Genomic DNA, 25479 nt, shown 5'->3' with positions numbered 1-25479 from the left:
ATGGAGACCAGGGACATAGAGATACGCAGAAACGTCGTTGAGCGGGCCCTTATGGCCGTCAAGGAGTTCGCGAAGGAGAATCTGCGACTGGTGGTGTACTGCGTGACCGGTCTGCTCGCCGCGGCAGTGCTCTTTTCGGCGGGGTACCTGTATTATGAATACCGCGAAGCGGACGAGCTGGCGCGCTTCGAGAAAATACTGGACGACTACCGGAACCTCCAGGTCGAAGGCGAGGCGGAGCGGACAGCAGCGCTCGAAAAAACGGCCGCCGAGATCATTGCCGCGTCGGACTCATCGTACTGGGGGTACGTGCGGCGAAACGGCCATTACGTGGCTGCGGGCCTCTATTATGACGCGCGAATGTACGAGAAGGCGCTGGCGTCATACCTTAAATTCGTCGAACGGTCACCCAGCTCATTTTTCGCGCCGCTCGGCCTTCAGCAGGCTGCACGCTCGCATGAGGCGATGGGCCGGAACAAGGAGGCCATAGCGGTCTACGAGCGTCTCGAGAAAGACTATGCCGACAGCGCGGTGGCCGATCAGATTCTGTATGACGCGGGCAGGTTGTACCAGATGGAGGGCGACCTTTTCAAGTCGAGGGAAAGCTTTAACAGGCTGATGACCCTGTTCCCGAAGTCACCGTTCTCCCGGAAGGCGCGCGAGCGATTGATGCTCCTCGGTCTGGTCGAGGCGAAAAAAGGCTGAGCCCGCCTCGCGGCGGCAGGCACAATGGAATAATATTGCCCGCTTGCCCGGATTTAGGTGTTGACATAACCGGGGGGCGATTGTAAAGACGACTAACTTTCTGGCTGTGATATCCCTTCAGAAAAGCGCTGGTGGCGTTGGTTTCTGATAACAAGGTAATATGGAGTTGAACCGTGGCTGTTCCAAAGAGAAGGAAATCCAAGTCTAAAACGCGTATGAGAAGATCGCACGACGCGATCGGTGTTCCCAATTTGAGGCCGTGCTCGCGTTGCGGCGCCTATGTCGCCCCTCACAGGGTATGCCCCGAATGCGGTCACTACAAGGATACTCTGGTTGTCGAGCCCAGAGTGAAAGTCAAGGATAAAAAGAAATAGCTGCCGTGCATTCGGGTGTGCCGGTGCGGTTTTCCGATCGGTAACGGTCCGGGAAGATCGCCGCTGGCCGTCGGCCTGAGATTATGGCTTGACAGGCGCCATCCGGTGCCTATAATTGCTGACAATCCGCCGGCGTGCGGAGCCGGGTAAGTCCGAGGCTGTCTGTTTTTCAATCATGTTCTCTCTGGACTTGTTCGTGAAGATTCTCGAACGAGGGAGGGTCGGATTCAGGAGGGGCTGTTATGGCGGTTGATTTCGAAAAGATACGCAAAATCATCGTTGATCAGCTTGGTGTCGACGAGTCTGAAGTGACCGAAGACGCGTCGTTCGTCGATGATCTCGGAGCGGATTCGCTCGATACCGTCGAGCTGGTGATGGCCCTTGAAGAGGAGTTCGGCATAGAAATTCCGGACGAGGACGCGGAGAAGATCATTACGGTCGGCGACGCGGTAAAATATATCGATTCCAAGCTCAAGTAGCCCGGGAAAATCCAGGCGGGCTCAACTGGTCGCGCATGATCGAGGATGATAAACACACCGACAACAAAAAGAAAAACCGCCTGCGACAGATCAACAAGCTCCAGAGCATTCTAAAAATAAAATTCAGAAACAAAAGCCTGTTGAACCGGGCGCTTACCCACCGTTCGTACCTCAATGAAGCGGGGCCGGGAGCGAGGGACAATGAGCGCCTCGAATACCTGGGCGATTCCGTGCTCGCGCTGGTAGTCAACGAGTACCTCTTCAAGCGATTCGAAAAATATCCCGAGGGTGATCTGGCGAAGATTAAATCGGCCGTGGTTTCCGAAGCGACGCTGTTCAAAGTGTCGCACGGCCTTAACCTGGGGAGCTTCCTGCTCATGGGCAGGGGCGAGGAACTCAGCGGCGGGCGGACCAGGCCATCGATCCTTGCCAACTCGCTCGAGGCGGTCATAGGGGCGCTGTTTCTCGATTCGGGGCTCAAGGACTGCAAGAAGCTGGTGCTGTCGCTGCTTAAAAGCGACATCGAGCGCATCGACAGCATGGAGACCTACCGCGACCCCAAAACGGCACTCCAGGAATACGTCCAGAAGAAGTACCGCGGGCGGCCGCAATACGAAATCATCGAAGAGAGCGGCCCCGACCACCAGAAGCAGTTTACCGTGCGCCTCGTTGTCGACGGGAAAGGTGTTACGGAGGGGACCGGCGCGAGTAAACGCAGCGCCGAGATGGAAGCCGCCCGCAAGGCCCTCGATATGATACAGGGAGGCGGACACGCGTTTTGATATTTCAAAAGCTAAACACCCGTGTACGGGTCGCAGGAGTGCTCATGGAGGACGGGAGGCTGCTCCTCATTGCGCATAAAAAGAAAAAGGACGTGTACTGGCTTCTGCCGGGGGGAGGGGTGGGTTACGGGGAATCCCTCGCCGAGGCGTTGAAGCGCGAGCTGCGCGAGGAATTGTCGATCGAGGCCGCGGTGGGCGACATCGCCTTGGTCTGTGACTCGATCGGCCCCGGACTCGAACGCCATATAGTCAATATCTGCTTTTTCTGCACGCGCGAAAGCGGTGATTTTTCACTTGGAAAAGAGAGGCGACTGCACGATTTCAACTTCTTCGACGCCGCGGGCCTTGACGACATCACCATTTTCCCTCCCATGCGGGGCGAACTTAAAAGCGTGCTTGCCGGCAGCGTCGACAGCCGCACCTATATCGGGAAACGATGGATGGAACTGTAAAAAGGGCCGCGGTCAAAACACCGGGCGGCGTGTACGACGTAGTGGTGGGCGCGGGTACGCTTCCGCTTGTCGAGGAAATGCGCGGCCTGCTTGAGCGCGACACCTTCGCCCTGATCGTCAACAAGACCGTGCTGGGCCTCCACGGCGATTATATCCGCCGCTGTTTCGGCGGTTTCCGGAATTTCGACACGTACGTCATGCCCGACGGGGAGGAGCATAAGGGCTACCGGCACGCGGAGCAAGCCTTCGACTGGCTTCTCGAAAGCGGGGTCTCGCGCCGTTCGACCATTATCGGTATCGGCGGCGGGGTTACGGGCGATTTCGCCGGGTATCTCGCGGCGCTTTTCATGCGCGGGATTTCAATCATCCACGTGCCCACCACCCTGCTCGCGATGGTCGATTCGAGCGTGGGGGGCAAGGTGGCGGTGAACCTCTCGGCTGGAAAAAACATCGTCGGCGCCTTCCATCAGCCCGAAATCGTGCTCGCCGACGTGGATTTTCTGCGGACGCTTCCAGACAATGAACTGCGCAACGGGCTTGTCGAGGCGGTTAAGCACGCCTTTATCGGAGAGGAAAGCCTCTACGCGCTTTTCGAGTCAAACGACTTCGACTCGATTAAAAGCCCGGAAAAACTAGCCGAGGTCGTATACCTTTCGGTGCGCTTCAAGTCGTCGATTGTGGAGCGGGACGAGCGCGAGGGGGGCGTGCGCGCCATACTGAATTTCGGGCACACGGTGGGACACGCGATCGAGTCGTTTCTGGAATACCGGGGCATCTCACACGGCGAGGCGGTCTCGCTGGGCATGGCGGCCGAGCTTGAGCTGTCGGTACGCGCGGGCCTTCTGGACCGCGCGCACGCAGGGCGGTGCGCGCGGCTTCTCGAGCGCTACGGTCTGTGCACCAGGCGTGACGGGCTGGATGCCGACGGGCTTATGTGTCACATGAAATTCGATAAAAAGACGTCGGGCGGCACGGCGCACTTTGCGCTGCTTGCCGGCGCCGGTGTGCCGGTGTATGACCGGACGGTGCCGGACGAACTCGTGCGCGGCGTTCTGGTCGACGTGCTCGCGGCGGGGAGGTGAACATGGGCCCCAGGCTGGAATACTCCATAGAAGAGCGCGACGCCGCGAGGGTGGTGCACCTGACCGGAAGCGTCACCGGCACGAACAGGGCGGCATTCGAGGCCCTGATAGATGACATCACCACGAAGGGCAACTGCGTTATTAACCTGAGCGCCGTTTCGATGTTGAGCACCTCGGGAATCACCGCCCTCGGCGACGTGAGCCTGAGCGCGCGGAAGAAGGGAAAGCGCGTGGTGCTGATGGGAATGCATCCCTCTATCATCCGAACCATGGAACAGCTGGACATGTACGATTACTTCATCTTCGTCGACAGCGTCGAAGAAGGCCTGCTGAAGATCCGCCATTACACCTGAGCCACTCAGGTGCCCGGGAAGAAGTGCACCTCGGGCCTGCCGTTGTAGATGTTCCTCGAAACGAGTACCTCGGTTTTGAAGTACCTGCGTATAATGTCCGCATCGAGCGACTCCGGCGGGATGTCCCCGACCACGGCGCCGCCCTCCATTACAAGTATGCGGTCGGCTGTCTGCGCCGCAAAGCTCAGGTCGCCCGACGCAAAAACAACGGTCCTGTCGCCGCTCATGGTATACCGCGCAAGGGCCCGCTGGACTATCCCCATGGAGTGTATGCCGAGGCCGGCGACGGGATCGTCCATAAGCAGCAGTTCGGAATCGCGCAGCATGCTTAATGCGATGAGCGCGCGACGCAGTGCGTCGGAGGGGAGCGTACCGAGCACCCGCGCGCGGTATTCTCCGAGATCGAACGCCTCGATGGCTGAATCGGCCGCCTGGAGGTGGTGTTCGCCGTACGGGTACAGGAAGCGCTTCATGTGCGCGCGCGCGAGCAGGAGAAAATCGTAGAGTGTGTCGCCGATGTCGGCCGGCGCACTGCCGTCGAAATACGAGATGTACAGCGGATACTCTTTTCGTGTGATGCCGCAAAGCGGGCGCCCGGCAATCCGTATATCGCCTGGCGGGGAAAAACGACGGGCCACCGCCGCGAGAAGGAGGGACTTTCCCGAACCGGACGGCCCTATAATAGCGGTAATCGAGCCCGCTTCGAACTCGAGCGAGATCGGCGTTTCCGGGCCCATGGGCAGGCGCACACCCCGGAGTTCAAGCATGCGGGAATATCCTCCTTCTGTTTTTATGGAAAAAGAACGCGCCCGTTACGACAAACCAGAGTGGCGCGATGACGATCGATCCAGTCAGCGACGAGGCCAGCAGAAGAATCTGTGAGAAACAGAGATGCTGCGCGAGCGTTGAGAGGTCGCGCGCAAGGCCGATTTTTGTTCCGCGGGGCGTCGGGCCGATGAACGCGAAGCCGCCGAACCAGCCTGCGGAGAGCACGGTGATGGAGGTGAGGATTCCCCGGGCGCAGTGGAGTGCGGTACGAGCACGCTCGTGATTAAGGCCGGCCCCCTCGAAGTATGACCGGCCCAGTGAAAGGAGCGCGAGTTCGGGGGCGGCCCTTCGCATGAGGAGATGGATCGCGACGAGCGCCGGGATGGCGGCTGCGGGAACGCCGACAGCACCGATTGATGTGCCCGCGGGGCCCGATAACAGGCCGGAGAGCGCGTCCGCGTCGAAGCGCGGATCGGCGCTCAGCATAAAGAGCGCCGGCACGGCGAAGAGTGCGTTGAGCGCGATTCCCGCAAGGACCGTGTCCCTGGGGCCGAGCGCGAGGAAGCGGCGCGTATAGAATTCGTAAAGCACGGCGAGGAAAGGCACCAGACAGAAGACAACGATGGACGAGTAAAAAAAGCGCGTAACGATAATGACACCCAGGCTGAGGAAAGCGGCGCTTCCCGAGTGCAGGTAGTCGGGCGCGGGGGGCGGTCCCGCGGCATCGATTCGCCCCAGGAGAAAGCAGGCATAGCCGCCCGCGGCGTACCAGAGGGGTGCGGCGGGGCTTTTACCAACGGCAAGTACGGTACAGACGGCGGCCGTTGCGGCCGCGAGGGCGAACGCGAAAGCCGTCAACTCGAAGGGAAAGGCCGCGCTTTCAGTTTCTGGTCTCACCGGATTTCGCTTTGGCCTCTTCCTCGATCTGGGCGAGAATTTTTGAAAGCGCGGGCTCTTTGCTCGCTTTCGTCCTGTACGTTTCGATTGACACCAGACCGGTGAGGATGTCCCGCGCGCGCTCGGTGCGGCCGGTCTTCGCGTAGAGCAGACAGAGGATATAGCGGTCCTCGTCGCCGCCCGGCGATAGGCGATCGTAGCGACGGATGGCTTCCTCGTAATCGCCGAGGTGGTAGCTCGCCCGTGCGCGCATTAGGTTCTGCTCGTGCGTACGCGCCCCTTCGGGAAGGGCGTTCATAATTTTATCGGCACGCGCGTAGTTTCTGGCCTGGAAATGGTGTTTCGCCAGGATATCGAAAGCGCGGTGATATTTCTGCGGTTTGTCGCTTTCGCCCTCGGTCAGGTCGAAGAGGCGGTCGAATTCCGCCGTGTGGCGCGCGTCGCCAAGGCGGTAATGGATGCTGCCGGTCTGGAAGATGACCTCGGTGTCGTCGGGGTCGAGTTTATGGGCCTTCTGGAGCGTTGCGAGCGCTTCGCGGTAGTTTTCCTCGCGGATGTTGATCGCCGAGAGCATGAGGAGCGCATCGCGCGAGGCGGCGTTGAGCTTGAGCGCCGAGGCGAGGTGCTCCTTGGCCTTTTCGAAATTCCGGGTATTGTACTGGGCCGTTGCGCTCTTAATGTAAACCTGGTACCGCGAGTTTTTATCGAGAAAACTGGTCTCCATGGCGCGCTCTAAATGGAAGGCCGCGTCGCGGTAGGCCTCGCGTTGGAAGTAGATGTCGCCCATGAGAAGGTGCACCTCTCCGTAAAAGGGGATGTGGTCGGCCACACGGGCGAAGTGGCGGAGCGCCTCTCCGCTTGAGCCTTTCCTTAGTTCCGCGAGGCCAAGCTCGAACTGCGGGGCGAGGAAGGACGACTCGCGGGATAGCGCTTCCCTGAAAGCGGACTCGGCCTCGTCGAAGCTTTCGGCCTTTTTAAGCTCGATACCGCGGTTGTACGACTGCTTGGCTTCTTCGTTATCGGTCCACAGGAACTTGTTGATGACCGATTCGACCTTGGTCTTGGCGCCGCCGTCGCCCGTGCGATCATAGAGCTCGCGGCAGAACCTCACCATGCCCATGTAATCGCCCGTCTGCTCGGTGAGCACGATGACGTTCCAGTAGGCGAGATTGTAATATTTGCGGTTAATGCGGCCCTTGACCGCAAGCTGGTAGTACTCGACCGCCTTTTCGAAGTTCTTATCGTTCTTTTCGATCTCACCGAGGAAGTAGTAGGCGTTGCCGTCGTTACTGGCCTCCACGGCCTTCAGGAACATCTCGCGTGCTTTGGCGTAATTGCGGTATACGTAGTAGCGGCTTCCCTGCTCGAAATAGCCGGCATGGGCGTCGACGGCGAGTAAAAGGGCGAGCAGGAGAAGCGCCGCGGAAAACAGGTTCTTTTTCATGTCAGCGTGATAAAACTCCGATTATACAAAGATAGCACGGCGCGCGCGGCCTTTTGTCAAGAGATTTCCTCCGCGACTCCATTTGCGCCTAATTATCATTTGACTTAATTCGCCCCGGCCGCTATGCAGGCGCCATTATGGCCGCGCAATCCATGCTCAGATCTGCGGGCGTCGTCATGCTCTCCACCCTCACCAGCCGCGTTATGGGCTTCGTGCGCGACATGATCGTCGCCGCCTTTTTCGGTGCATCGGCCTCGCTCGACGGCTTTTTTATCGCCTTCCGTATACCGAACCTGCTCAGGAGGCTGGTGGGCGAGGGGGCGCTTACCATCTCCTTCATACCGGTATACACCGGATACCTGGTCAACAGGGGCGACAGGGAGGCTCTGGAACTGGCGCAGAAGACGCTCTCCATATTGCTGGTGGTGCTTGCCTCTCTCTGCGCCCTTGGAGTGGCTTTTTCTCCTGAGATTGTTCGGCTTTTCGCCTACGGCTTCACCGACGAGGCGGCGCTCGCGCTCACCACCGACCTGAACCGGATCATGTTTCCCTACCTCTTTTTCGTTGGGCTGGTCGCCTTCGCGATGGGGGTGCTGAACTCGCACGGTTATTTTTTCGCGCCGTCGTTTTCGCCCGTGCTGTTGAACTTGGGCTTTATAATCGGAGCGCTCTTTTTCAGAAACCTGTTCGATGAGCCGCTCCACGGACTGGCCTGGGGTGTGATTCTTGGCGGCGTTCTGCAGACGATACTTCAGATCCCCTATCTGCTGAAGTCGGGATTTCGCTTGCGCTTTTCAATCGACTTCAAACACCCGGGCATTCGCTCAATATTCAGGCTTATCGCACCGGCGGTTTTCGGCATAGCGATATACCAGATCAATATCTTCATGAGCACGGTGCTGGCGTCCATGCTGGCCCCGGGTAGCATCTCGTACCTCTACTACTCGGACCGGCTTACCGAGATTGTGCTGGGGATATTCGTCTTCTCAATCGGTAATGTCATTCTCCCCGAGATGTCGCGCGTTTCGGCGAGGGACGACCTTGAGGCACTCAAGAGCATCTACGTGCGCTCGGTGCGCGCGGCGCTCTTTCTGGCCGTGCCGGCGGCGGTGGCGCTCATGGCGGCGGGCCTGCCGATCGTTTCGGTGCTCTTTATGCGCGGGGCTTTCACCGCGTATCATGCCGAGATGACGGCGCGCGCCCTGTTCTACGCGAGTATCGGCATCGCATCGGTCGCGGTGCTTCGCATAACCACGCCCACCTTCTATTCTCTTAAAGATACCAGGACCCCGGTCGTGACCTCGGCCGTCTCGTTCGTTCTCAATATTGGCCTGGGCTATGTGCTCATGCAGACGGCGCTCGCGCACGCGGGACTGTCTCTTGCCAATTCCATCTCGGGGACGGTGCAGGTGGGGCTGCTCCTCTGGTGGCTTTTCCGTAAAATCGGAGCGGTCGCCGCGCGGCCGCTTGTACTGCCGATTTTGAAATACTGTCTCGCGAGCGGCGCGATGGTCGGCGTTATATTGCTTGTCGCCGGCGGAGTGGATTGGACCAACGATCCGTTCCTGTACCGTGCGGGCTTCCTGGCGCTGTGTGTGGGCTCGGGCGGCGCTGTTTACCTGCTTGTATGCCTGGCGCTGGGCGTGGAGGAGATGCGCTATATTATGGATAAAATGCGGCGCGTTGCGGGAAAGCGCTGAAAAACGCACCGGGAAATCAGGGTTTGCGCTCCACGGAGAGGTTTTTTATCGCCGCAACCGCCCTGAGGTACGACAGGGGCGTCGGCGTTTTGAGATGATGATACGAAAAGGCCACGTAGCGATTGGTCTGCTTTTCGCCCGGCCGCGTGGGGTCGACCAGTACCCACCGGGCGTTCCGGTGCGCCTCCGCCCACATGTGAAAAACGAAGACGTTTCGCGCCCCCTCGAAGCTCTCACTGTATACCATCCCGACCACCGCGCGCGCCGGTACGCCGAGCGAACGCAGAAGCGCCACGGCGAGTACCGCGTGTTCGGTGCAGTCGCCTGCACGGCCGAGGGCGACCTCGCGCGCAGGGATGATGGGTATTCCGGGTCTTTTATCGGTAATGTGTGCGTGGACGAGGCGCTCGACGGCGTCGATTGTGTCGGCCCTGCCCTTGAGGCGGGCGGCAAGCGCGCGAATGGCGGGATCGTCCAGGTTTAACAGCGCCGTGTCATCGACGTTGCCGGCCCCTGGCGGATTCGCCCCGGCGACTCCCGCCTGTAGTAAAAGCTCCATCTTTCCTCCGCGGCTCTGGCGCGCTGTCACGCGCTGGAATGGGGTGTCGGGCAGGGAGAAGGCCGGGTCGGTCGAGGACAGCAGGTAGCGGCTTACGCGTTCCCCCGGGATGCGCGCCGTGTCGCCGCGCGCGGGTACGGAGAACATGGCGGGATCGAGCGCGGTCGAGTCGGTGGCCCAGAGCGGCGCAAGGACAAGGGCTAAAGCAGCGCAGAACCCTCCCGCGCCGCGGGCAATGTACGCGAAGAATCTCATTCGAGGATGAGCTCGATGGTGAGGTTCATCATCTGCACGACCGCCTTCACCATCACCCCCTTTTCGTCGAGGTACGAGTCGGCGCTCTTGATGACGTCGATAGACTGGCTGACATGAAGGAGCCTGCGCTTTGTTCCCGCGACGTCGACGATCTCCCGTCCAAGCACGCGCGTGGTTACGGGGACCAGCGCGTCGAGCTCGATGGACGGATCGTAGATGGCGCCTTTTATCTCGAGGCCCTCGCGGAAGCGGCCCTCGATGAGTTTCGCCGCAAAGAAGTTTCCATCGAGCACGAAGTCGCCATCCAGGGTGACGAGCGTTTTACGACCGCCCGAGCGGATTTCGACGTTTCTGCCGCGGAAGAGGGCTGTCGTTTCGATACTCTTCCACCCTGATGGGATTTTAATCCGGTTGCTGGTTTCGAGTTTTACCGGGGCGAACTCCGTGGTTTCGGTGACGACCTGCCTGGAAACATTGTGCATTCCGGCGATGTTCATGTTGAGCTCGGAAGTGATGACGTAGGTTTCGCCCTCCCTGCGGTTGGAGATGACGGCGTTTCCGGCGCGCGCGCCGTTGATGAAAAGCGCGTAGTTCCAGCTTCCCGTTGGTATGGTTTCGGGAACGCCGCCGCATCCGAAGCAGAACGCGAGAATAGCGGTTAAAAACGCACGGTTTGTCGGTATCATTGTGCCCTCCAGATCGAGATGTGGGTATGGCGCGATCCGCAAGGCGCGCGCCTTTACGGATCGTAGAGTCCCCTTTCGTCGCGCTCCACGTCGATCGTCTTTCCATTTCGCAGAACGGTTTCGCCGGTAACGGCAAGCTCGCCGACCGGGCTTACCCGTACTCCGTCGATGGTGATGCTCATGGTGGTGACGGGACGGCTCGGCGAGCTGAAAAGATAGCCTCCCCGCGCCGCATAGACCGGCACGGCAAGGCCGTCGGCGAGAGGCAGGGACTCCTCGATTATGAGAAATCCCAGTCCCGTATGGTCCGCGACCTCCCGCACCGCGGCGAGGATGCCGCCGGCCGTATCGGCAAGCGCGTGCGGGGCGAACATCTGGACTATACCCCGCAGAAGTGCGGATGATGCCTCCTCGCTGAGGCACGGCCCCCCGATGGCGCCGGAGAGATACAGGGTATCGCCCGCGCGGGCGCCGTCTTCGCTCACTATCAGCACGGCTTCCTCAGAGCGCAAACCGGCCGTGGATGTATTCGATGCGCTTTCTGCACTTGTCGTAACCGATGAGCGGCACCATTACGTCGAGCTCGGGCCCGTGGAGCGAGCCGGTGAGCATGGCGCGTACGGGCATGAAAAGTTTTTTGCCCTTCATACCGGTGTTCTTTTTGATCAGGCCGACCAGTTCGGCGGCGTAGGTGTTTTCGTTGAGCTCGCCGGTGATGAGGCGGTATGCCTCGGCGACGACGGCCTTCGAGTCGGCCTCTTCGAGCATGGCGATCGCCCCTTCGTCGGGCTCCATGATTTCGTCGAGGAAGAGCGCAAAGTGGCGCGGGACGTCGGAGAGCACCTCGCAGTTGCCCCGCACGGCGTCGATAACGCGCTCGAGCCATGACCGGTCGAGCCCCGCGACGTCGTACCCGGCGTCCAGGAGATGCGGTATGAAGAGATCGGTGATTTTGCCGAGGTCGAAGGCGCGGATGTACATGCCGTTCATCCAGCGCAATTTCTGAAAGTCAAAGACGGCGGCGCTGCGCGCGAGGTTTCCCATCTCGATCTGGCGGGCCATCTCTTCGATGCCGAGAATCTCCTCGCCGGACTCGGCGGCCCAGCCGAGCATGGCCAGGTAATTGACGAGCGCCTCGGCCAGATACCCTTCGCGCCGGTACACCTCGACCGAGGTGATGCCGTGGCGCTTGCTGAGCTTGGAGCGGTCGCTCCCGAGCACAAGCGACATATGCGCGTATTCGGGCACGGGGAGCCCCAGTGCCCGCGCGATGAGCACCTGTTTGGGGGTGTTCGGGAGATGGTCCTCGCCGCGGACTACGTGCGTGATCTCCATGAGGGTGTCGTCGATGATGACGATGTAATTGTACACCGGCACGCCGTCGGAGCGCACGATGATGAAGTCGCCGCCGATGTTGCCGCTCTCGAAGACGACCCGCCCCTTGATGTGGTCGTTTATGACGATGGTTTCATCCTCCGGCACGAGAAAGCGCACGGTGGGCTTTCGACCCTGTGCCTCGAGCGCGGCCTTCTCGGCGTCGCCGAGGTTCCGGCACTTTCCGGGATATACGAAGGTGCGCCCCGCCTCGGAGGCCTCGCGGCGCATGGACTCGAGCTCATCCTGGCTGCAGTAGCAGCAATAGGCCTTTTTTTCGGCGAGCAGAAGGTCCGTGTATTTTTGATAGATGTCGAAGCGCTCGGACTGCCGGTAGGGGCCGAAGTCGCCGCCGACGTCGGGGCCCTCGCCCCAGCGGATGCCGAGCCAGCGCAGGTCGTCGAGTATGGACGTTTCAGACTCGCGCGTGCTTCGCTCCATGTCGGTGTCCTCGATGCGGAGCACGTAGGCGGCGTCGTACTTCCGCGCAAGGAGGTAATTGAGCACGGCTGTGCGCGCGTTTCCGATATGCAGGTAGCCCGTGGGGCTGGGGGCGAATCTGAGTCTCATTGGGTTCTCCTTGGACTGCGTGTATCCGGAGTGGCCGGCCGGTGCCGGCAGGCGTATCCATCACGCCAGCGCTTTTCCGCCGTTAACGTTCAGTAATCGTACAGGTTGACCGACGGCCTTCCGGTGATGACTTGTGCGGCGTCGCGCTCGAGCCGGTTTTCGATTTTTTTGATGCGGTCCACGGTCTCCTCCGTGAAGAGCACGCGGCCGCAGCGCGTACACTGAAAGGCGGGGATCTCTTCCAGCATCAGGTAAAAATTATCGCGGCTCACGCTGTAGCAGCTTTTTCCCTCGATCAGCGCACCGCCGCAGCCGCATTCCATTGCATTGCTCCGTTTCAATCTTCGTGACGCGTTTGCGCCCCGGAAAGCTATATGTCGCGCCGGGAGAGTCGCGCGTAAAGTAAAATTTTAGCGCGGGGCGTGGATTTGCGGTAAATTTCGGCCCGCGGACGGGGATGCGCACGCGGGCGTATTTATGCGCCCGGTATGGGGGTGGAAGGGGTCAGAGCATGTGCGGGATGGGTTGGCCTGCCGGGGGTCGGAGTGGGGTCAGAGCATGCGGTAACATCGCGGCGAAACAGTATGCCATGATTTCATATGCTGGTTAAAATTTGTACTATCATACCATCATACCATCAGGAAAAAAGCGTTCGGTTCGTGCTTTACGCCGGCACTTTTAACATAAATTTCACCCGATCTTGATAGGAATTTCACATTGACATGCGAATTTGCCGTTCGTAGACTCGCAGCCAGCCTGTGCGTCTACCGGCCGGCGGCCGGTATTTCCACGCGGCCCCGCTTCTCTCCCGCAATGAAACGGGAGTGCGGCGGGATCCGGAGCGGTATGCGGCGTTCCGACCGAATAATGGATGTATCGCGAAACCCGGTAATGCCGTAAATTTCCGGCCCAGGGCGGGAAAGCGATGCGCATTCTCCGGTTGCGCGAAGAATCCAATCATTTACTAAAATCGTTTCAGGAGGAATTACACATGAAGTCACGCAAAGTATTAGCGCTTCTGGTTGCGGCCGTATTCGCGTTTGCCGGCGCAGCATTTGCGCAGGACGCACCCAAGGCCGAGGAGCCCAAGCCCGTCGTTGACGTGAGCGGTGTATTGTTTCTCGATTACGCGTATTACGTGAAGAGCGACTCGGGGCAGGAGAAGGCCGACAACATGCGCCTCACCCGCGCCTATCTCACCTTCGTCAAGAAGTTCGACGATGCGTGGAGCGCCAGGGTGACGGTTGACGGCGCAGGTCTTGGTACGATCAATGAGTATGCTGGAAAAGATAATGATGCCGATGACCAGTTTGACGAGCTTACTGCTTCGGAGAAAGCCAATAACATCATGTTCGTCAAGTTCGCCTACGTCGAGATGAAGCAGAATTTCGATCCGGTCGAGCTTAAGATCCAGTATGGTATCGTGGGAACGCCGGTTATCAGCATCATCGATAGCACGCATGGCGCGCGCTTCATCTACAACAACTATATCGATAAGAGCGGCGATCTTCTTGGTAAAACAGGTGACACCGCCGGTCTGAAGAGCCATTCGCTTGACGTCAGCTCGGCCGACATGGGCGTCAAGGCCGACCTCAGCGTCATGAAGATGGTCACCCTCACCGGCATGTACTCCAACGGCGACGGATTCAGGTACACCGAGGACCAGAAGCTGACCGACAAGGCCTACTGGGGCATGATCAGCATCACCCCGCTCAAGGGACTCTTCATAAACGGGTACTACCACACCCGTGACATCGTTGCTGTCGGTGCAGACGACGATGAAGTTACCTACTATGGTGGCGGCCTTGCATGGAGCGACAAGTCTTTTAAAATTGGTGCGAACTACTTAATAGGCGAGCGGGATTCTGAGAATGTAAATCAGAAGGCTGATTACACCGTCTATGAAATCTGGGCGAACATCAACCTGGCCGAAGCGGTCGGCGTTCCGGTGCTTCTCTACGGCAAGTATGCTGTTGGTGCAACCGAGAGTGATGCCGCAACTGGAGGTTTTATTCAGGATGTCGATGGTACCACCTACTATGCCGGTCTCGGGTACCAGTTCAACAAGGCCGTCCAGGCGATGGTCGTGTATCAGGCCCAGAAGCTTGAAGCGAAGCTTGTTGGCGGTGGAAAGGAAACGGCCAGGGACAACACCCTGTGGGTGAAGACGGAAGTTAAGTTCTAAGCTTTCATTCCTGTCTGTACGTACGGAAGAGCGCGGCGTTTGCCGCGCTCTTTTTTGTAGGGGCCGAGGGGGTGCTTTTAGTAGGGCTCTGACCCCTGGTGAGCTGCATAATGGTCAGAGCATGAAAATGGCTCTGACCCTAATATTCCCCTTTTCGAACTTCTTTTGCAACGTGCGTCATATCAGTGATTTTTGTAGCTATTTGCTCTCTACATAAAACCGATCCAGTCGCTTTTCTCTTAAACGAAGTGCTAAGATTCCAGGAAAGAATGTTCGGTAGAATAAAACGCGCACGGTACTGACAGTATCCGTAAATGTAAACGGAATAAGTCTGCCGGTCGGAGCAGAGGCCCGGTTCGACCGGATTCGTTATGATTGGCTGTCGTCGGTAAGTTAAAAAAGCAGCGCCAATCGCCGACGGTACGCTTCCTCGTAATAGAGAAATGCCTTCACCCGGTCCGCGAAAATATCGCCCAGCGCGAGAAAATATTCATGAAACGTTATCTTCAAAGGCGAATTGTACTCTTCTTCGAGATAGCTCCTGATGCTGCCATATGGATAGACGCGCGGATTGGATGCCAGGTTTTTCCTCACCGGATTGAAGGCAAGATACCAGAGCAACCATAACAGGTACACCATGGGTTTGTCCGACAGCTCGATCACGGTGTCCTTGAACCGCTCATTCCAGAACGGGCCGCATCTTCCGCGCGCCCGGTTGTAGTTTTCGGCAAAGCGCGCTTTAATGTACTGGATTATTGTCGAGATGGATGCCTCGTTCTCCCTTGTTTGAATGATAAAATGAAAATGATTATCCATGATCTGATAGGCGACAAGGTCGAAGCTGTATGTTTCCTGTGTTTTTCGCAATACCCGTATCAACAGGTTGGAGGCGAAGGGGGTGCGCAGGAGCGTTTTCTTCTCAATACAGCGACAGAATACGTGGTGCGTGACGCCGGGAGTCGTTATTCGTTTGGGACGCGGCATGATGACCTCCATGGCAAGGTGGTATTCACTGAATAAACGTTTGGTGTTGAGGAAAAGTTAAAAGATTTTTGCGCAGGTGCGAAAAAAAGGCTCTGACCCCTTGGAGAGGTTTCCGCTGGCCACAGACGCTTCCTCCGGGGAATTGTACCCTATGGTCATGCTCTGACCCTGGTCCACGAGGAGACAGGCTCTGACCCCTTGCCCCCTCTACCGGCGGTACTCACTGCGGCATCACGCGGCGTACCGAGCGGAGCATATTCTCGTGGTGTACCTCGTACTCTTTCTTTTCCTTGTGGCACACCTCGCACGAACGGTTGGCGCCGATGGTATACGGCATTTTACCGTACTGGAGCGGCTGGATGTTGTCGCGGCGCGCGTTGTAGGGATTGCGTGCGGGATATTCCGCGTGCGGCGAATTGTGGCATGCGATACAGCGCAGGCTCCCGGTGTTGTCGGTGCGCTTCCGGTAGAGTTCGGAGGCATCGGCGGTCCATGTGTTGAACGCGGACGGTTTGGACGCCGGCTTTTTAAAATCGACGTGACAGGTCAGGCAGTCGGGTTCGTTGATCCAGGGCTTTCGCGGATTTATTTCGGCCTTCGTTTTGACCGCCGTGGGTTCGAGGTGCCTGAGGAGCATTTTTGCGGTCCGTTTGCTTTCCTCGGCCCTGAGGAGCGAGATGGCGTGATCGGTCATCTCTCCGTGACAGTTGACACAGGTGATGCCCGCCGAAGCATGCACGCCGCGGGCGAAGCGCGTGGCTCCCGTGAGATGCGTCGGGTGGCAGAGGCCGCAGGCATCGGCGCCGCGCACGGGTATATAGCCGGCGTGCAGGCCGTGGACAGCCGCCGAAAGGTTCAGGCGTTTGCCGTCGCCGGAAGCCCCGATCGCGGGATCGGCGTGGCATGACTGGCAGAGACGCGGCTTTCCCTTCGCGGCGCGGGCGAGGAGGTCGGTGCCCTTGCCCCGGTCGTGACGGCGCAGTATGTCCTTCGCCGTGTCGTCGGCGATTCCGGAAATATTTTTCCAGCGCCAGGGGCCGCCGTGGCAGTTTCGGCAGCCCATCTCGGTCGAGACCGGCGCCACCGCTTTTGTGGCGGCCAGCACCTTGCCACTTACGGTGCTCTTCGCCTGAACCGCAATGAGTGGATAAGGGTTGAACACGCCCGTGTCGGCGTAGGGAAGCACCGGCATCTTTTCAGCGACGAACGACACGCTCTCGGCGTTATGCGTGAATGTGCCGGCAAGTCCTTTGCCCGTCAGTCCGGTGCCGGGCTGTAGTTTCTTCCCGAAATAATTTTCTGCAAAATCCCAGAAACGCACGTGGTTCGACGGGCGTTCGAATCCCGCCTCGACCGCATAGGAAATGGCCACGTTTTCGCTCACCACCTCGGGGGTCGATCCCCGTTTGATGAGCAGGGCCTCGAGGGTGCTCGCCGGCGGCAGGATGACAAACCAGGGATCACTGTCGGACACGCAGTGCATGCCGAGGTCGCTCCATGCAAGGAGCACATAGTCGTCGTTTTTCGGATCGAAGGGCGGTATGGCGGCGTCGGCGAGCGGGAGTATGTTCACCGGTTCAGGGCGCGCGTCGAGCGTGCCGCCGTTGAGGCCCTTGACGATATACGCGGCCAGGGCCTCCTTCTCGGCCTGCGTGCCGACGAACCGCGGCATGTACGGTTTGGCCTTGCCCTGGCCGGTGAGCTGGGAGCGCATGCCAAGGTAGGTGAACGAACGGGTTTTCGGGATGATGTCGTTTCGTATGCCGCCCGTTGTGTGGCAGGGGTAGCACTGCATGCGGTAGATCTCGCGTCCCGCTTCCATCGTGTTATCCGCGGTAAGGGCGCGCACGGTCGACCAGCGCGCGTTGGGAAGGACCCCTTCGCGGTTGAGGCGCTCTTCATCCTGCACGAGGATCGAGGTGGAATACATGTAGCCGCTGATGACGTACGGCTTGCGGCTGATCTCCCGCACATACTCGAATCCCCCCATCCATGACAGGCCGATGAGGACCAAAAGCGCGGTGATCGTTTTCTGAACGGTCCGGCCGCTCTTCAGCGAAAGGGCGAGCCCCGCGGCGAAGATGAGGACCGATGCGACGAGGAGCGTGCGGACGAAGGTATCCATCTCGGGATTGACTATGAAGGCGGTGTAGCGCGTGTCGGCGGGAAGCGCGTAGAAGTACCATGCGCCGGAGAGCGCAAGACCGATCATGGGATAAAGCAGCCACTTCGTGCAGTAGCGCATCATCCGAGTGCGAAACTCGCTCTCCTCCATCCGAACGGCCGTCACATGGCCGAAGAGCCCGGCGAACATGAACGCGATGAACGAGCGGAAGACGGTGGAGGGGATGAAGCCGGGGTTGAGGAAACCGTCCCAGAAGTCGCCAGTCGCCGGCCAGTCGCCGGGTGTGAGCATGAAGCTAATGATGCCGTTGACGACGAGAAGGCTCATCCATGCGAAGACGAAATAGAGGAATGCCATCTTGAGACGCAGGTGGCGCTTCATGGCGTCGAAGTAATGATGATAGATAAGGAGCGCCGCGATCTCGCCCAGGAAGAATGTCCACTCGATGCCCCAGGCGAAGACGAAGTTGTGGATGAGCGTGGAGGTGGCGGCGGGACTGACAAGACCGATGATGAACCAGATGCCGACGCCCGACACGCCGCCGAAGATCATCGTGAGCAGAAGGAAAAACCGGTTGTGCCTTCTCAGATACTCTTCGAGAGGGGCGCTCCCCTCGCGGAGGGCCTTGCGCTCGGTCAACCAGATGAACAGTCCCCCTCCGACCGCGAAGTGCGCGATATAGACGTGCAGTATGGAGATGAGGGCGATGAGCGAGCCGCCGCTTAAAAAACCGGTTTCCCATGTCGGATAGTTCACCGCCCTTTCCTCCCCTCTTCCGAGACCGGCAGCATTCCGATCATGCGCCACAGCGCGTATGTCATGCCGATGACCGCGACAAGAAAGAGCGTCATCACACCGTATTGCGGTTCGAGGTGGAGCCTGGCCGGGTCGGAGAATTCCCTGATATACGCGCTCCGGAGGTTGGCCCTGTTGACGACCATAAGGAAGATTATCGCGACCAGGGCCGCGGTTGCGGGGATGACGCGGCCGCGCAGCGCGAAAACGATGGATGCGATGGCGAGGACAACGCCGAGCGCGAGTATAATCGTAAAGATCGTGTCACCGCCGAGGAACAGAAGCATGGCTTTTTCCGGAAGGGACGCCAGGAACCAGAGCCCGGCGAAGACCTGTACGAACGTTGCGAAGGCGAATATGCGCAGGCCCTTCCGGACATCCCGGCCGACGGCCACACCCGCCGCGCGCCGGGCCATAAGCGCGCTGAAAAGCCCCGCAACGGCCACCGAGGCGATGAGAAAGTGCAGGTAGCGCGGTATTATCGTCGGATCGCCCAGGTTAAGGATTGTACCGGCGCGGTTTGCGAAAAATGCCTTCCAGACCTGCGGCTGGAGCATGAGCGTCATATTATTGACGAAGATGAACGCGATGTAAAGGAGCGCCAGGGTCGAGAAGGCGAGTGCGGCGCTCCTGAGGGCGCCGCGGCCGTCGCCACCGGTATGGATGTAGGCGCCGTAGTAAGCGACGATGAGAAGCGGGATGATAGAAATCCAGAAGGCGGCCATGAGGATAGAGCTGGTGTACAGCAGATGCCCGTAGAGCACCTGCGTAAAAAGGAGCGGCGCCACACCGAAGTTGATGCCGAGCGCCAGCGCCGTCGTGATTCCGTGCGGAATGTACGGCGATGTGTTTTCTCCGCGGAAACGCGCCGCAATGCGCGATCCGATCGCGATGAGGCTTCCGCCAACGACAATGTTGATAAATATAAAATGCACCGAAAGCGCGATGATGCCGAGCGACTCGAATAGCCACCACGGCGCGGATATCGCTTCGGCCGCGGGGATGAACGATGGTGCTTCCATGACGCGCTCCTTGTCGCTTATGGGCCGGGGCGTCCCGCCGGGGAAGACGGCCTCCGCCCTTCAATGTTTCATCGAATTATGAATAGTCAATACAATTTCAACCGCGCCCCGGCCATGAAATGATTTGACAGACCGCGTCCCGGGGGGTACACTTCGAAAGAAGCGGAAAATTTCCGCGTTATCCGTGCCGCCTGCCCGTGCCATGCGGGTTATACGGATGCGCGGGATCGCGGTTGTACGCAGTAAACAGGTCGTCGGCTCCCGCGGGGAATTTGATGGTATCTCTTATGCGCGGGAAGCCATGCGGGCCCCCGGGGAACGGGGAGGCGGGCGGATGCCGGAGGCGATGGTGCATACGGCGAACATGGAAGGGGCGGGCGTTATCATCGTGGAGGACGAGTCCATCATCGCGATGGACATCGCGGCGGTCCTTGCACAGCGGGGGTACCGTGTGCTCGCGACGGTTGCCGATGCGGACGAGGCGGTTGCGAAAACGGGCGAGCTCTCTCCCGATATCGTCCTGATGGATATCGTACTCGATAACGGTCAGAGCGGAATCGACGCGGCGCGCCGCATCAATGATCTGTATGATATTCCGGTCCTTTATGTTACCTCCCACGCTGATGAAAACACGGTGCGCCGCGCGCGGGCTGCAGGGCCTTATGGCTACATCCTCAAACCGGTCAGCGACGCGGAGCTCCTCATCTCGATCGAGATGGTCCTCTATCGTCACTCCCTGGACCGCAGACTGCGCGCAAGCGAGGAGAAATACCGCAGGCTGTTCGATAACATCCGCGACGTCTTCTTCCAGACCGATACGAACGGCACCATCGTGCTGATTTCCCCTTCGGTCGAACGGGTCGCCGGATTCCCCCCCGGGGAGCTTCTGGGCAGGGACGTCGCCACGCTGTACGTGAACCGCGACCGCCGCGCCGCGGCCCTCTGTATTCTCGGCGGGCAGGGGTATCTGGAAAACTTCGAGGCGCAGTTGCGAAAGAAAGACGGCGACATTTTCTGGGCGTCGATCAGCGAGCAGGTGGTTCGGGACGCCTCCGGCCGGGATACGGGCAGTGAAGGTTCGATCCGCGACATCACGGAGCAAAAGACCGCGGAGATCCGGATCGATGAAATAAGCCGGCAGCAGAAGGCGCTGCTTGACAATATCCCGGACATGGCGTGGTTGAAGGACTCATCGGGCAGCTACATAGCGGTGAACCATGCCTTCGAGGAAGCGAGCGGATTTCCCAGGGATGAGGTTATCGGCAAGAACGATCTCGATATATGGCCCGCGGAATACGCGGTGAAGTTTCTAAGAGACGATGCGGAGGTCATTCGCTCGGGAAGGAAGCTACTCATAGAAGAAAGAATCACCGGCCGCTCGGGCCGGGAGGTGTGGATCGAGACGGTTAAGATGCCGATTCGTAACGAACGCAATGAGGTATACGGCACCGTCGGGATCGCGCGCGACATCATGGAGCGCAGGCAGGCCGAGGAGGCCCTGCGCGAGGGCGAGCGGACGCTGCGGACCCTCATCAACGCCAATCCCGAGGCGCTCTTCCTGGTCGACGTGAAGGGGAACATCCTCGCCGCCAATAAGACGCTGGCGAAGGACCTGGGGAGAAAGCTCGATGAGCTCGCCGGCCACTGTGTGTACGACTTCATGCCGCCCGATATCGCCGAGCTGTTCAGGGGGCGGATTGAGGAGTCCCTGCGAACCGCGTGTCCGGTGCATTTCGAGCACGGAGGGGCGGAAAGCTTTTTCGATGATTACGTTTATCCGATAGAGGACCGCGACGGCTCGGTTTCCCGGCTGGCGGTTTTCGTTAAAGACATCACCGAACACCGGAGGGCGGGCGAGGAGATCAAGCGGCTGTCGCGGGAGATCATGATCTCGCAGGAACAGGAGCGGCAGAAGGTCGCGCGCGACCTGCACGACGGCGTGGGCCAGACCATCATCGCGGCCAAGCTCAATTTCTGCGCCTTTCAGAAAGACCGCCGGAAGTACGGCGATCGTTTCGAAATGGGCCTGCAGTTCATCGACAAGGCGAGCCAGGAGCTGGGGGAGGTCTATATGGGGCTTTACCCCTCGATCCTGAGCGACCTGGGGCTCGAGGCCGCAATTCGCTGGTATGCCAAGAACTATCTGGAGGCCAGCGGCATCACGACGAGCCTGAATCTCTCCGCCGGCAAGCTGTCGCACGACATCGAGGTCAACCTGTACCGCATGACACAGGAGATTGTTTCCAACATCATACGACATTCCGGTGCGGGGAGCGTCAACATAGAGCTTTCGCGTCCCGGAACGGGCGGTGCCGTGGTCCTTGCGGTGGAGGACGACGGCGTCGGTTTCGACCCGGCGCGGGTGGATGAGTTGAAAAAAGGCTTCGGCCTCTCGAATCTGCGTCAGCGCGCGGAGGCGCTCGGCGGAGAGGCGGGGTTCTGTTCCGGCCCGGGCCGGAGCACCAGGATAGCGATATGGATTCCGCTGAGGCAGGCCCATGAATAAAACGAAAATTTTTTTAGCCGACGATCATGCCATTCTGCGCGAGGGGCTCAGGTATATCCTGGGCAGCGTGACCGGTTATGAGATTGTGGGTGAATCCGGAGACGGGCGCGAGGCGCTCGGGATGATCGAAAAGCTGAAGCCCGATATAGCCATCGTCGATATCTCGATGCCGGGCATGACCGGTATCGAGATCGCCCGGCAGGTCAGGAAATACACGCCGTCCGTCAGTATTATCATCCTCTCGCGGCACGATAATGAGGAATACGTGAACGAGCTTTTAAAGCTCGGCGTGAACGGATACGTTCTTAAAGACAACGCCGGCGACGACCTGCTGCGCGCGGTGGCCGAGGTTTCGAAGGGAAATATTTATCTGAGCCCCAGGATAACGCGAAAAATAGTGACGGATTACCTGGCACCGGGTGCGCGGGAGGCCGCGAGGAGGCCCGATTCGCAGTTCACCGCGCTTTCAACGAGGGAGCGGGAGATACTCAAGCTCATAGCCGAGGGCCGGTCCAACGCCGAGATCGCGTCCACGCTCTGGATATCCGACAAGACCGTCAAGGTGCACCGTTCGAATATGATGAAGAAGCTCGACCTCCACAAGGTGGCCGACCTGGTGAAGTACGCGGTGAAAAGCGGGCTCGTGGAGCCCTGAGCCTTCCCTCGTTATGTCTCTAATTCTTTTACCGTAGACTCCCTATATCTTTTACCGTCCCGATGTAGGCATTCCCCCCTCTGACAATAGTCCCGGGTCCCGATGAGTTTACACACCCCGCCGTATTGCGTTTTGACGCTCCTGCACTATTGTACCATCGGGAAAGGTCCGTTCGAGCGCCTTTCCGATAAAAATGGAGCGGGAAACCGGTTCCCGAACAACGCAATGCCTGTATCGAAGACGGAAAAAGTATTGATAGTCGAACCCAACGACGATCTGAGAAAGACCCTGGTCGCGACGCTGTCCGAGTATTTCGCGCGCGACCATATATATGTAAGCGAAAACGGCGTCAACGCGCTATGGCAGGCGACGGACATATTTCCGGACTACGTCATCATGAACTACAACAAGATGAACGTTCAGCCGGACGAGCTTCTGCGCCGTCTGAAGTTTTCGCTTCGGAAATTTCAGGGGATCATCCTCTACGCCTCGGAGTCCGAGGAATACGAAAAGGAGCTGCGGAGGAAGCTTTCGCAGGGCGGAGAGTTCGAGGGGATTATCGCCGTCAACCTGGACGATCTCATAGACAGGGTACAGCGGATGTTCAGCGAACGCAGCAGGGAGGGCCGTACGGGCGGCTGAGCCGCATGGAATCATACCATTATTGAGAGGTGGGATCATGAGCAAGACAGTATTGATCATCGACGATTCCGAGAGCGTACGGCAGCTCCTGGCGTTCTCGCTGAAGGAGAGCGGCTACGACGTTATCGAGGCGGATAACGGGAAGACCGCCCTTTCCAAACTCTCGGGCGGAAAGATCCATCTTATCATCTGCGACGTCAACATGCCTGAGATGGACGGGATCGCTTTCGTCAAGGCGCTTAAAAACAACGAGTCCTATGCCGCCTACAGGTTTACGCCCGTCATCATGCTGACGACGGAATCCGGCGAGGACAAAAAAGCCGAAGGGAAGGATGCGGGAGTCAAGGCCTGGATGGTGAAGCCCTTTACGCCCGACCGGCTGCTTTCGGCCGTACAGAAGCTCATGGCATAAGCACGGAACGGGGAGCGTGAGAATATGGACGAGAAAGTAAAGATAAAAGCGGGCCGAAAAAGAAACAATCACGTCGCCGTCAGCGTCGAGGGAGAGGCGGGCATCTACACCGTGTCCCCGTTGAAAGAACAGCTGCTGAAACAGTTGAAATCGGTGCGATCAATGGAAGTCGATCTTTCGGACGTCAGCGAGATGGACACGGCCGGTTTCCAGTTATTCGTGGCGCTCAAACGCGAGGCGGTTAAAAGCGGGAAGTCCCTATCGCTCGTCGGGCACAGCCCCGCGGTGCTCAGGGTGTTCGACCTTTACGGCGCGATCGGATTTTTCGGGGACAAGATCAAGGTCCCGGCTTCGCAACGGAACAATTACGCGTTCAGGTACGGGCTTAAATCGAGGAGACAGGCATAGGCGACGGAGATGGCTTTTACGTATTTTTTCAGGGACATGCACGTGCTGGAGCTGGCGGTCAAGCACCTGGTCCCATACGCCTCGGGACGGAGCAGGGTGAGGATATGGGACGCCGGATGCGCCATGGGGCCCGAGCCGTACTCGCTTGCGATCCTGCTCGCCGAGGGCATGGGCCGGTTCGGCTTCAGGAATGTTTCGATCATCGCCAGCGATATCGATGAGAGCGGCGGCTTTGATAAAATTATCGCCGAAGGAATCTATCCCGAGGAGCCGCTGTCGCGCATACCGGAGGACATCTTTAAAAAATATTTCCAGCCGAATGGCCGCCCGGGTTTTTTCCGGATTGAGGAGAATACTAAAAAGTGCGTGAATTTCCAGCGCCACGATCTCCTTTCACTCGAGCCGGTCGGGGACGACTTCAGCCTTATCATCTGCAAGAACGTACTTCTCCATTTCCTGCCGGCCGAGCGCGTGGAGGTCATACGGATGTTCCATCGGGCGCTTGCGCCCGGGGGTCTGTTCGTCACCGAGCAAACGCAGAAGATGCCGGAGGAAGCGGCACATTTGTTCGAGCAGGTCGTGTCCGACGGGCAGATACACAGAAAAATCGAGGGAAGACAGTGAAGGTCATCCAGCTTAAAAGCAATCCGGACCTTTATTCGTGCAACGCCTATCTGGTGCTGGGGTCGTGGAACACCCTTGCCGACGTCAACACGCTGGTGGATATCGGACAGGACGGGTATATCGTCGACGAGATCGAAAACGTTTCGACCGGTGTCGGTAAAAAAAAGATCCAGCAGGTCGTGATCACGCATAATCATTTCGACCACGGGGCGGGATTGCGGGATATCAAGGAGCGCTTCGACCCGGTTGTGTACGCGTTTTCACCTGTCGACGGAGTGGACAGGCTGCTGGAGAACGGACAGAGGCTTAGGATGGGAGACGCGGAATTTGAGGTGATCCATATTGCCGGCCATTCCAACGACTCGGTATTCCTTTATTGCGAAGCCGAACGCGTGCTCTTTTCCGGTGACACTCCGGTGAATATCCACTCGTCGGAGGGGTCCTATACCCCCGAATTCACCGCGGTCATGGAGCGCGTCTGCGCGCTTAGGGTCGAGACCATCTACTCCGGGCACGACAGACCGATAACGGTCGGCGCGCAGTCGGTTCTGTGCCGATCGCTCGAAAATATTCGCCGCGGCGCGGGGAATCGCGCATCCCGCAACGCATAAGGGGTACCAGGAAACAAAATGACGATTTTA

The 25479-nt window shown here is 58.9% G+C and carries 27 protein-coding genes; 16 read left to right on the top strand and 11 right to left on the bottom strand.

The genetic code is table 11. The annotated features are described in order from the left end of the window. The 7 genes from VLM75_08930 (at position 1) to VLM75_08900 (ending at position 4227) form a co-directional block, all read left to right on the top strand. The gene (locus tag VLM75_08930; GenBank protein HSV97043.1) at positions 1-705 is read left to right on the top strand and encodes a tetratricopeptide repeat protein; all 705 of its coding nucleotides are present in this window, start codon (positions 1-3) and stop codon (positions 703-705) included. 173 nt (positions 706-878) lie between these two features. Then, positions 879-1079 (top strand): 50S ribosomal protein L32, encoded by a 201-nt coding sequence (gene rpmF / locus VLM75_08925; protein HSV97042.1) that lies wholly within the window; start codon positions 879-881, stop codon positions 1077-1079. Positions 1080-1321: 242 nt separating this feature from the next. Next, positions 1322-1558, top strand: a complete 237-nt coding sequence (locus VLM75_08920; protein HSV97041.1) for an acyl carrier protein — start codon at positions 1322-1324, stop codon at positions 1556-1558. A 35-nt stretch (positions 1559-1593) separates the two neighbouring features. Next, positions 1594-2340, top strand: coding sequence for a ribonuclease III (gene rnc / locus VLM75_08915; protein ID HSV97040.1), 747 nt, complete (start codon positions 1594-1596; stop codon positions 2338-2340). Then, the gene (locus VLM75_08910; protein HSV97039.1) at positions 2337-2792 is read left to right on the top strand and encodes an NUDIX hydrolase; all 456 of its coding nucleotides are present in this window, start codon (positions 2337-2339) and stop codon (positions 2790-2792) included. Before rnc ends, VLM75_08910 begins: the two co-directional genes overlap by 4 nt. Then, entirely contained in the window at positions 2777-3874 is a 1098-nt protein-coding gene (gene aroB, locus VLM75_08905; protein HSV97038.1) for a 3-dehydroquinate synthase, read from the top strand. Before VLM75_08910 ends, aroB begins: the two co-directional genes overlap by 16 nt. A gap of 2 nt (positions 3875-3876) precedes the next feature. Continuing rightward, positions 3877-4227: an STAS domain-containing protein gene (locus VLM75_08900; GenBank protein ID HSV97037.1), complete on the top strand. Its 351-nt coding sequence runs from the start codon at positions 3877-3879 to the stop codon at positions 4225-4227. A 5-nt stretch (positions 4228-4232) separates the two neighbouring features. On the opposite strand, the gene VLM75_08895 is transcribed toward VLM75_08900, so the two are convergent. The 3 genes from VLM75_08895 to VLM75_08885 are packed head-to-tail and all read right to left on the bottom strand — an operon-like array spanning position 4233 to position 7336. Further along, positions 4233-4994 carry an ABC transporter ATP-binding protein gene (locus VLM75_08895; protein HSV97036.1) on the bottom strand — a complete coding sequence of 254 codons (762 nt, stop codon included), beginning with the start codon at positions 4992-4994 and terminating at the stop codon, positions 4233-4235. Then, positions 4987-5892: an iron chelate uptake ABC transporter family permease subunit gene (locus tag VLM75_08890; GenBank protein ID HSV97035.1), complete on the bottom strand. Its 906-nt coding sequence runs from the start codon at positions 5890-5892 to the stop codon at positions 4987-4989. Before VLM75_08890 ends, VLM75_08895 begins: the two co-directional genes overlap by 8 nt. After that, positions 5876-7336 carry a tetratricopeptide repeat protein gene (locus VLM75_08885; protein HSV97034.1) on the bottom strand — a complete coding sequence of 487 codons (1461 nt, stop codon included), beginning with the start codon at positions 7334-7336 and terminating at the stop codon, positions 5876-5878. Before VLM75_08885 ends, VLM75_08890 begins: the two co-directional genes overlap by 17 nt. Positions 7337-7488: 152 nt before the next feature. On the opposite strand from VLM75_08885, the gene murJ reads away from it, so the two are divergent. Continuing rightward, positions 7489-9036 (top strand): murein biosynthesis integral membrane protein MurJ, encoded by a 1548-nt coding sequence (murJ, locus tag VLM75_08880; GenBank protein HSV97033.1) that lies wholly within the window; start codon positions 7489-7491, stop codon positions 9034-9036. Between the two features lie 16 nt (positions 9037-9052). Here murJ and VLM75_08875 read toward each other — a convergent pair whose 3' ends face one another. From VLM75_08875 to VLM75_08855, 5 genes are all read right to left on the bottom strand, one after another. Then, positions 9053-9850: a transglutaminase-like domain-containing protein gene (locus tag VLM75_08875; GenBank protein HSV97032.1), complete on the bottom strand. Its 798-nt coding sequence runs from the start codon at positions 9848-9850 to the stop codon at positions 9053-9055. After that, complete coding sequence (locus VLM75_08870; protein HSV97031.1) at positions 9847-10536, bottom strand: hypothetical protein; 690 nt, start codon at positions 10534-10536, stop codon at positions 9847-9849. The genes VLM75_08875 and VLM75_08870 overlap by 4 nt, the downstream gene beginning before the upstream one ends. A 53-nt stretch (positions 10537-10589) precedes the next feature. Continuing rightward, complete coding sequence (locus tag VLM75_08865; GenBank protein HSV97030.1) at positions 10590-11030, bottom strand: hypothetical protein; 441 nt, start codon at positions 11028-11030, stop codon at positions 10590-10592. Positions 11031-11037: 7 nt separating this feature from the next. After that, positions 11038-12480 (bottom strand): glutamate--tRNA ligase, encoded by a 1443-nt coding sequence (gltX, locus tag VLM75_08860; protein HSV97029.1) that lies wholly within the window; start codon positions 12478-12480, stop codon positions 11038-11040. A gap of 89 nt (positions 12481-12569) precedes the next feature. Next, entirely contained in the window at positions 12570-12803 is a 234-nt protein-coding gene (locus tag VLM75_08855) for a YgiT-type zinc finger protein (protein ID HSV97028.1), read from the bottom strand. Positions 12804-13471: 668 nt separating this feature from the next. Here VLM75_08855 and VLM75_08850 point away from each other — a divergent pair. Beyond that, on the top strand, positions 13472-14665 hold the full coding sequence (locus tag VLM75_08850) for a hypothetical protein (GenBank protein ID HSV97027.1): 1194 nt from the start codon (positions 13472-13474) through the stop codon (positions 14663-14665). A 393-nt stretch (positions 14666-15058) separates the two neighbouring features. On the opposite strand, the gene VLM75_08845 is transcribed toward VLM75_08850, so the two are convergent. From VLM75_08845 to VLM75_08835, 3 genes are all read right to left on the bottom strand, one after another. Next, positions 15059-15649, bottom strand: coding sequence for a transposase (locus VLM75_08845; GenBank protein HSV97026.1), 591 nt, complete (start codon positions 15647-15649; stop codon positions 15059-15061). Between the two features lie 220 nt (positions 15650-15869). Continuing rightward, positions 15870-18530, bottom strand: a complete 2661-nt coding sequence (locus VLM75_08840; GenBank protein HSV97025.1) for a c-type cytochrome — start codon at positions 18528-18530, stop codon at positions 15870-15872. Continuing rightward, on the bottom strand, positions 18527-19591 hold the full coding sequence (locus VLM75_08835) for a hypothetical protein (protein ID HSV97024.1): 1065 nt from the start codon (positions 19589-19591) through the stop codon (positions 18527-18529). Before VLM75_08835 ends, VLM75_08840 begins: the two co-directional genes overlap by 4 nt. Before the next feature lie 334 nt (positions 19592-19925). Here VLM75_08835 and VLM75_08830 point away from each other — a divergent pair, with 334 nt between their 5' ends. The 7 genes from VLM75_08830 to VLM75_08800 all read left to right on the top strand — a co-directional run bounded on the left by VLM75_08830 (position 19926) and on the right by VLM75_08800 (position 25449). Next, the gene (locus VLM75_08830; GenBank protein ID HSV97023.1) at positions 19926-22097 is read left to right on the top strand and encodes a PAS domain S-box protein; all 2172 of its coding nucleotides are present in this window, start codon (positions 19926-19928) and stop codon (positions 22095-22097) included. Continuing rightward, positions 22090-22752, top strand: coding sequence for a response regulator transcription factor (locus VLM75_08825; protein HSV97022.1), 663 nt, complete (start codon positions 22090-22092; stop codon positions 22750-22752). Before VLM75_08830 ends, VLM75_08825 begins: the two co-directional genes overlap by 8 nt. A 225-nt stretch (positions 22753-22977) precedes the next feature. Further along, positions 22978-23394, top strand: a complete 417-nt coding sequence (locus tag VLM75_08820; GenBank protein HSV97021.1) for a response regulator — start codon at positions 22978-22980, stop codon at positions 23392-23394. A gap of 37 nt (positions 23395-23431) precedes the next feature. Next, positions 23432-23806 (top strand): response regulator, encoded by a 375-nt coding sequence (locus VLM75_08815; GenBank protein ID HSV97020.1) that lies wholly within the window; start codon positions 23432-23434, stop codon positions 23804-23806. Between the two features lie 24 nt (positions 23807-23830). Next, positions 23831-24214 (top strand): STAS domain-containing protein, encoded by a 384-nt coding sequence (locus tag VLM75_08810; GenBank protein ID HSV97019.1) that lies wholly within the window; start codon positions 23831-23833, stop codon positions 24212-24214. Positions 24215-24223: 9 nt separating this feature from the next. Further along, a complete protein-coding gene (locus VLM75_08805; GenBank protein ID HSV97018.1) occupies positions 24224-24838 on the top strand; it encodes a CheR family methyltransferase in 615 nt (204 codons plus the stop codon). Further along, entirely contained in the window at positions 24835-25449 is a 615-nt protein-coding gene (locus tag VLM75_08800) for an MBL fold metallo-hydrolase (GenBank protein ID HSV97017.1), read from the top strand. The genes VLM75_08805 and VLM75_08800 overlap by 4 nt, the downstream gene beginning before the upstream one ends. The last annotated feature ends 30 nt before the right edge of the window (positions 25450-25479 follow it).

This window comes from Spirochaetota bacterium (genome assembly GCA_035477215.1).
GTDB lineage: Bacteria > Spirochaetota > UBA4802 > UBA4802 > UBA5368 > MVZN01.
The sequence above is the reverse complement of the archived record's forward strand: the minus strand, read 5'-3'. Positions and strand labels throughout refer to the sequence as shown.

Excerpts from the sequence above, each read along its gene's own strand:
- VLM75_08930 (HSV97043.1), top strand. The coding sequence starts at position 1 with ATGGAGACCAGGGACATAGAGATACGCAGAAACGTCGTTGAGCGGGCC.
- VLM75_08920 (HSV97041.1), top strand. The coding sequence starts at position 1,322 with ATGGCGGTTGATTTCGAAAAGATACGCAAAATCATCGTTGATCAGCTT.
- rnc (HSV97040.1), top strand. The coding sequence starts at position 1,594 with ATGATCGAGGATGATAAACACACCGACAACAAAAAGAAAAACCGCCTG.
- aroB (HSV97038.1), top strand. The coding sequence starts at position 2,777 with ATGGATGGAACTGTAAAAAGGGCCGCGGTCAAAACACCGGGCGGCGTG.
- VLM75_08900 (HSV97037.1), top strand. The coding sequence starts at position 3,877 with ATGGGCCCCAGGCTGGAATACTCCATAGAAGAGCGCGACGCCGCGAGG.
- VLM75_08895 (HSV97036.1), bottom strand. The coding sequence starts at position 4,994 with ATGCTTGAACTCCGGGGTGTGCGCCTGCCCATGGGCCCGGAAACGCCG.
- VLM75_08885 (HSV97034.1), bottom strand. The coding sequence starts at position 7,336 with ATGAAAAAGAACCTGTTTTCCGCGGCGCTTCTCCTGCTCGCCCTTTTA.
- murJ (HSV97033.1), top strand. The coding sequence starts at position 7,489 with ATGCTCAGATCTGCGGGCGTCGTCATGCTCTCCACCCTCACCAGCCGC.
- VLM75_08875 (HSV97032.1), bottom strand. The coding sequence starts at position 9,850 with ATGAGATTCTTCGCGTACATTGCCCGCGGCGCGGGAGGGTTCTGCGCT.
- VLM75_08870 (HSV97031.1), bottom strand. The coding sequence starts at position 10,536 with ATGATACCGACAAACCGTGCGTTTTTAACCGCTATTCTCGCGTTCTGC.
- gltX (HSV97029.1), bottom strand. The coding sequence starts at position 12,480 with ATGAGACTCAGATTCGCCCCCAGCCCCACGGGCTACCTGCATATCGGA.
- VLM75_08855 (HSV97028.1), bottom strand. The coding sequence starts at position 12,803 with ATGGAATGCGGCTGCGGCGGTGCGCTGATCGAGGGAAAAAGCTGCTAC.
- VLM75_08850 (HSV97027.1), top strand. The coding sequence starts at position 13,472 with ATGAAGTCACGCAAAGTATTAGCGCTTCTGGTTGCGGCCGTATTCGCG.
- VLM75_08845 (HSV97026.1), bottom strand. The coding sequence starts at position 15,649 with ATGCCGCGTCCCAAACGAATAACGACTCCCGGCGTCACGCACCACGTA.
- VLM75_08835 (HSV97024.1), bottom strand. The coding sequence starts at position 19,591 with ATGGAAGCACCATCGTTCATCCCCGCGGCCGAAGCGATATCCGCGCCG.
- VLM75_08830 (HSV97023.1), top strand. The coding sequence starts at position 19,926 with ATGCCGGAGGCGATGGTGCATACGGCGAACATGGAAGGGGCGGGCGTT.
- VLM75_08825 (HSV97022.1), top strand. The coding sequence starts at position 22,090 with ATGAATAAAACGAAAATTTTTTTAGCCGACGATCATGCCATTCTGCGC.
- VLM75_08820 (HSV97021.1), top strand. The coding sequence starts at position 22,978 with ATGCCTGTATCGAAGACGGAAAAAGTATTGATAGTCGAACCCAACGAC.
- VLM75_08815 (HSV97020.1), top strand. The coding sequence starts at position 23,432 with ATGAGCAAGACAGTATTGATCATCGACGATTCCGAGAGCGTACGGCAG.
- VLM75_08810 (HSV97019.1), top strand. The coding sequence starts at position 23,831 with ATGGACGAGAAAGTAAAGATAAAAGCGGGCCGAAAAAGAAACAATCAC.
- VLM75_08805 (HSV97018.1), top strand. The coding sequence starts at position 24,224 with ATGGCTTTTACGTATTTTTTCAGGGACATGCACGTGCTGGAGCTGGCG.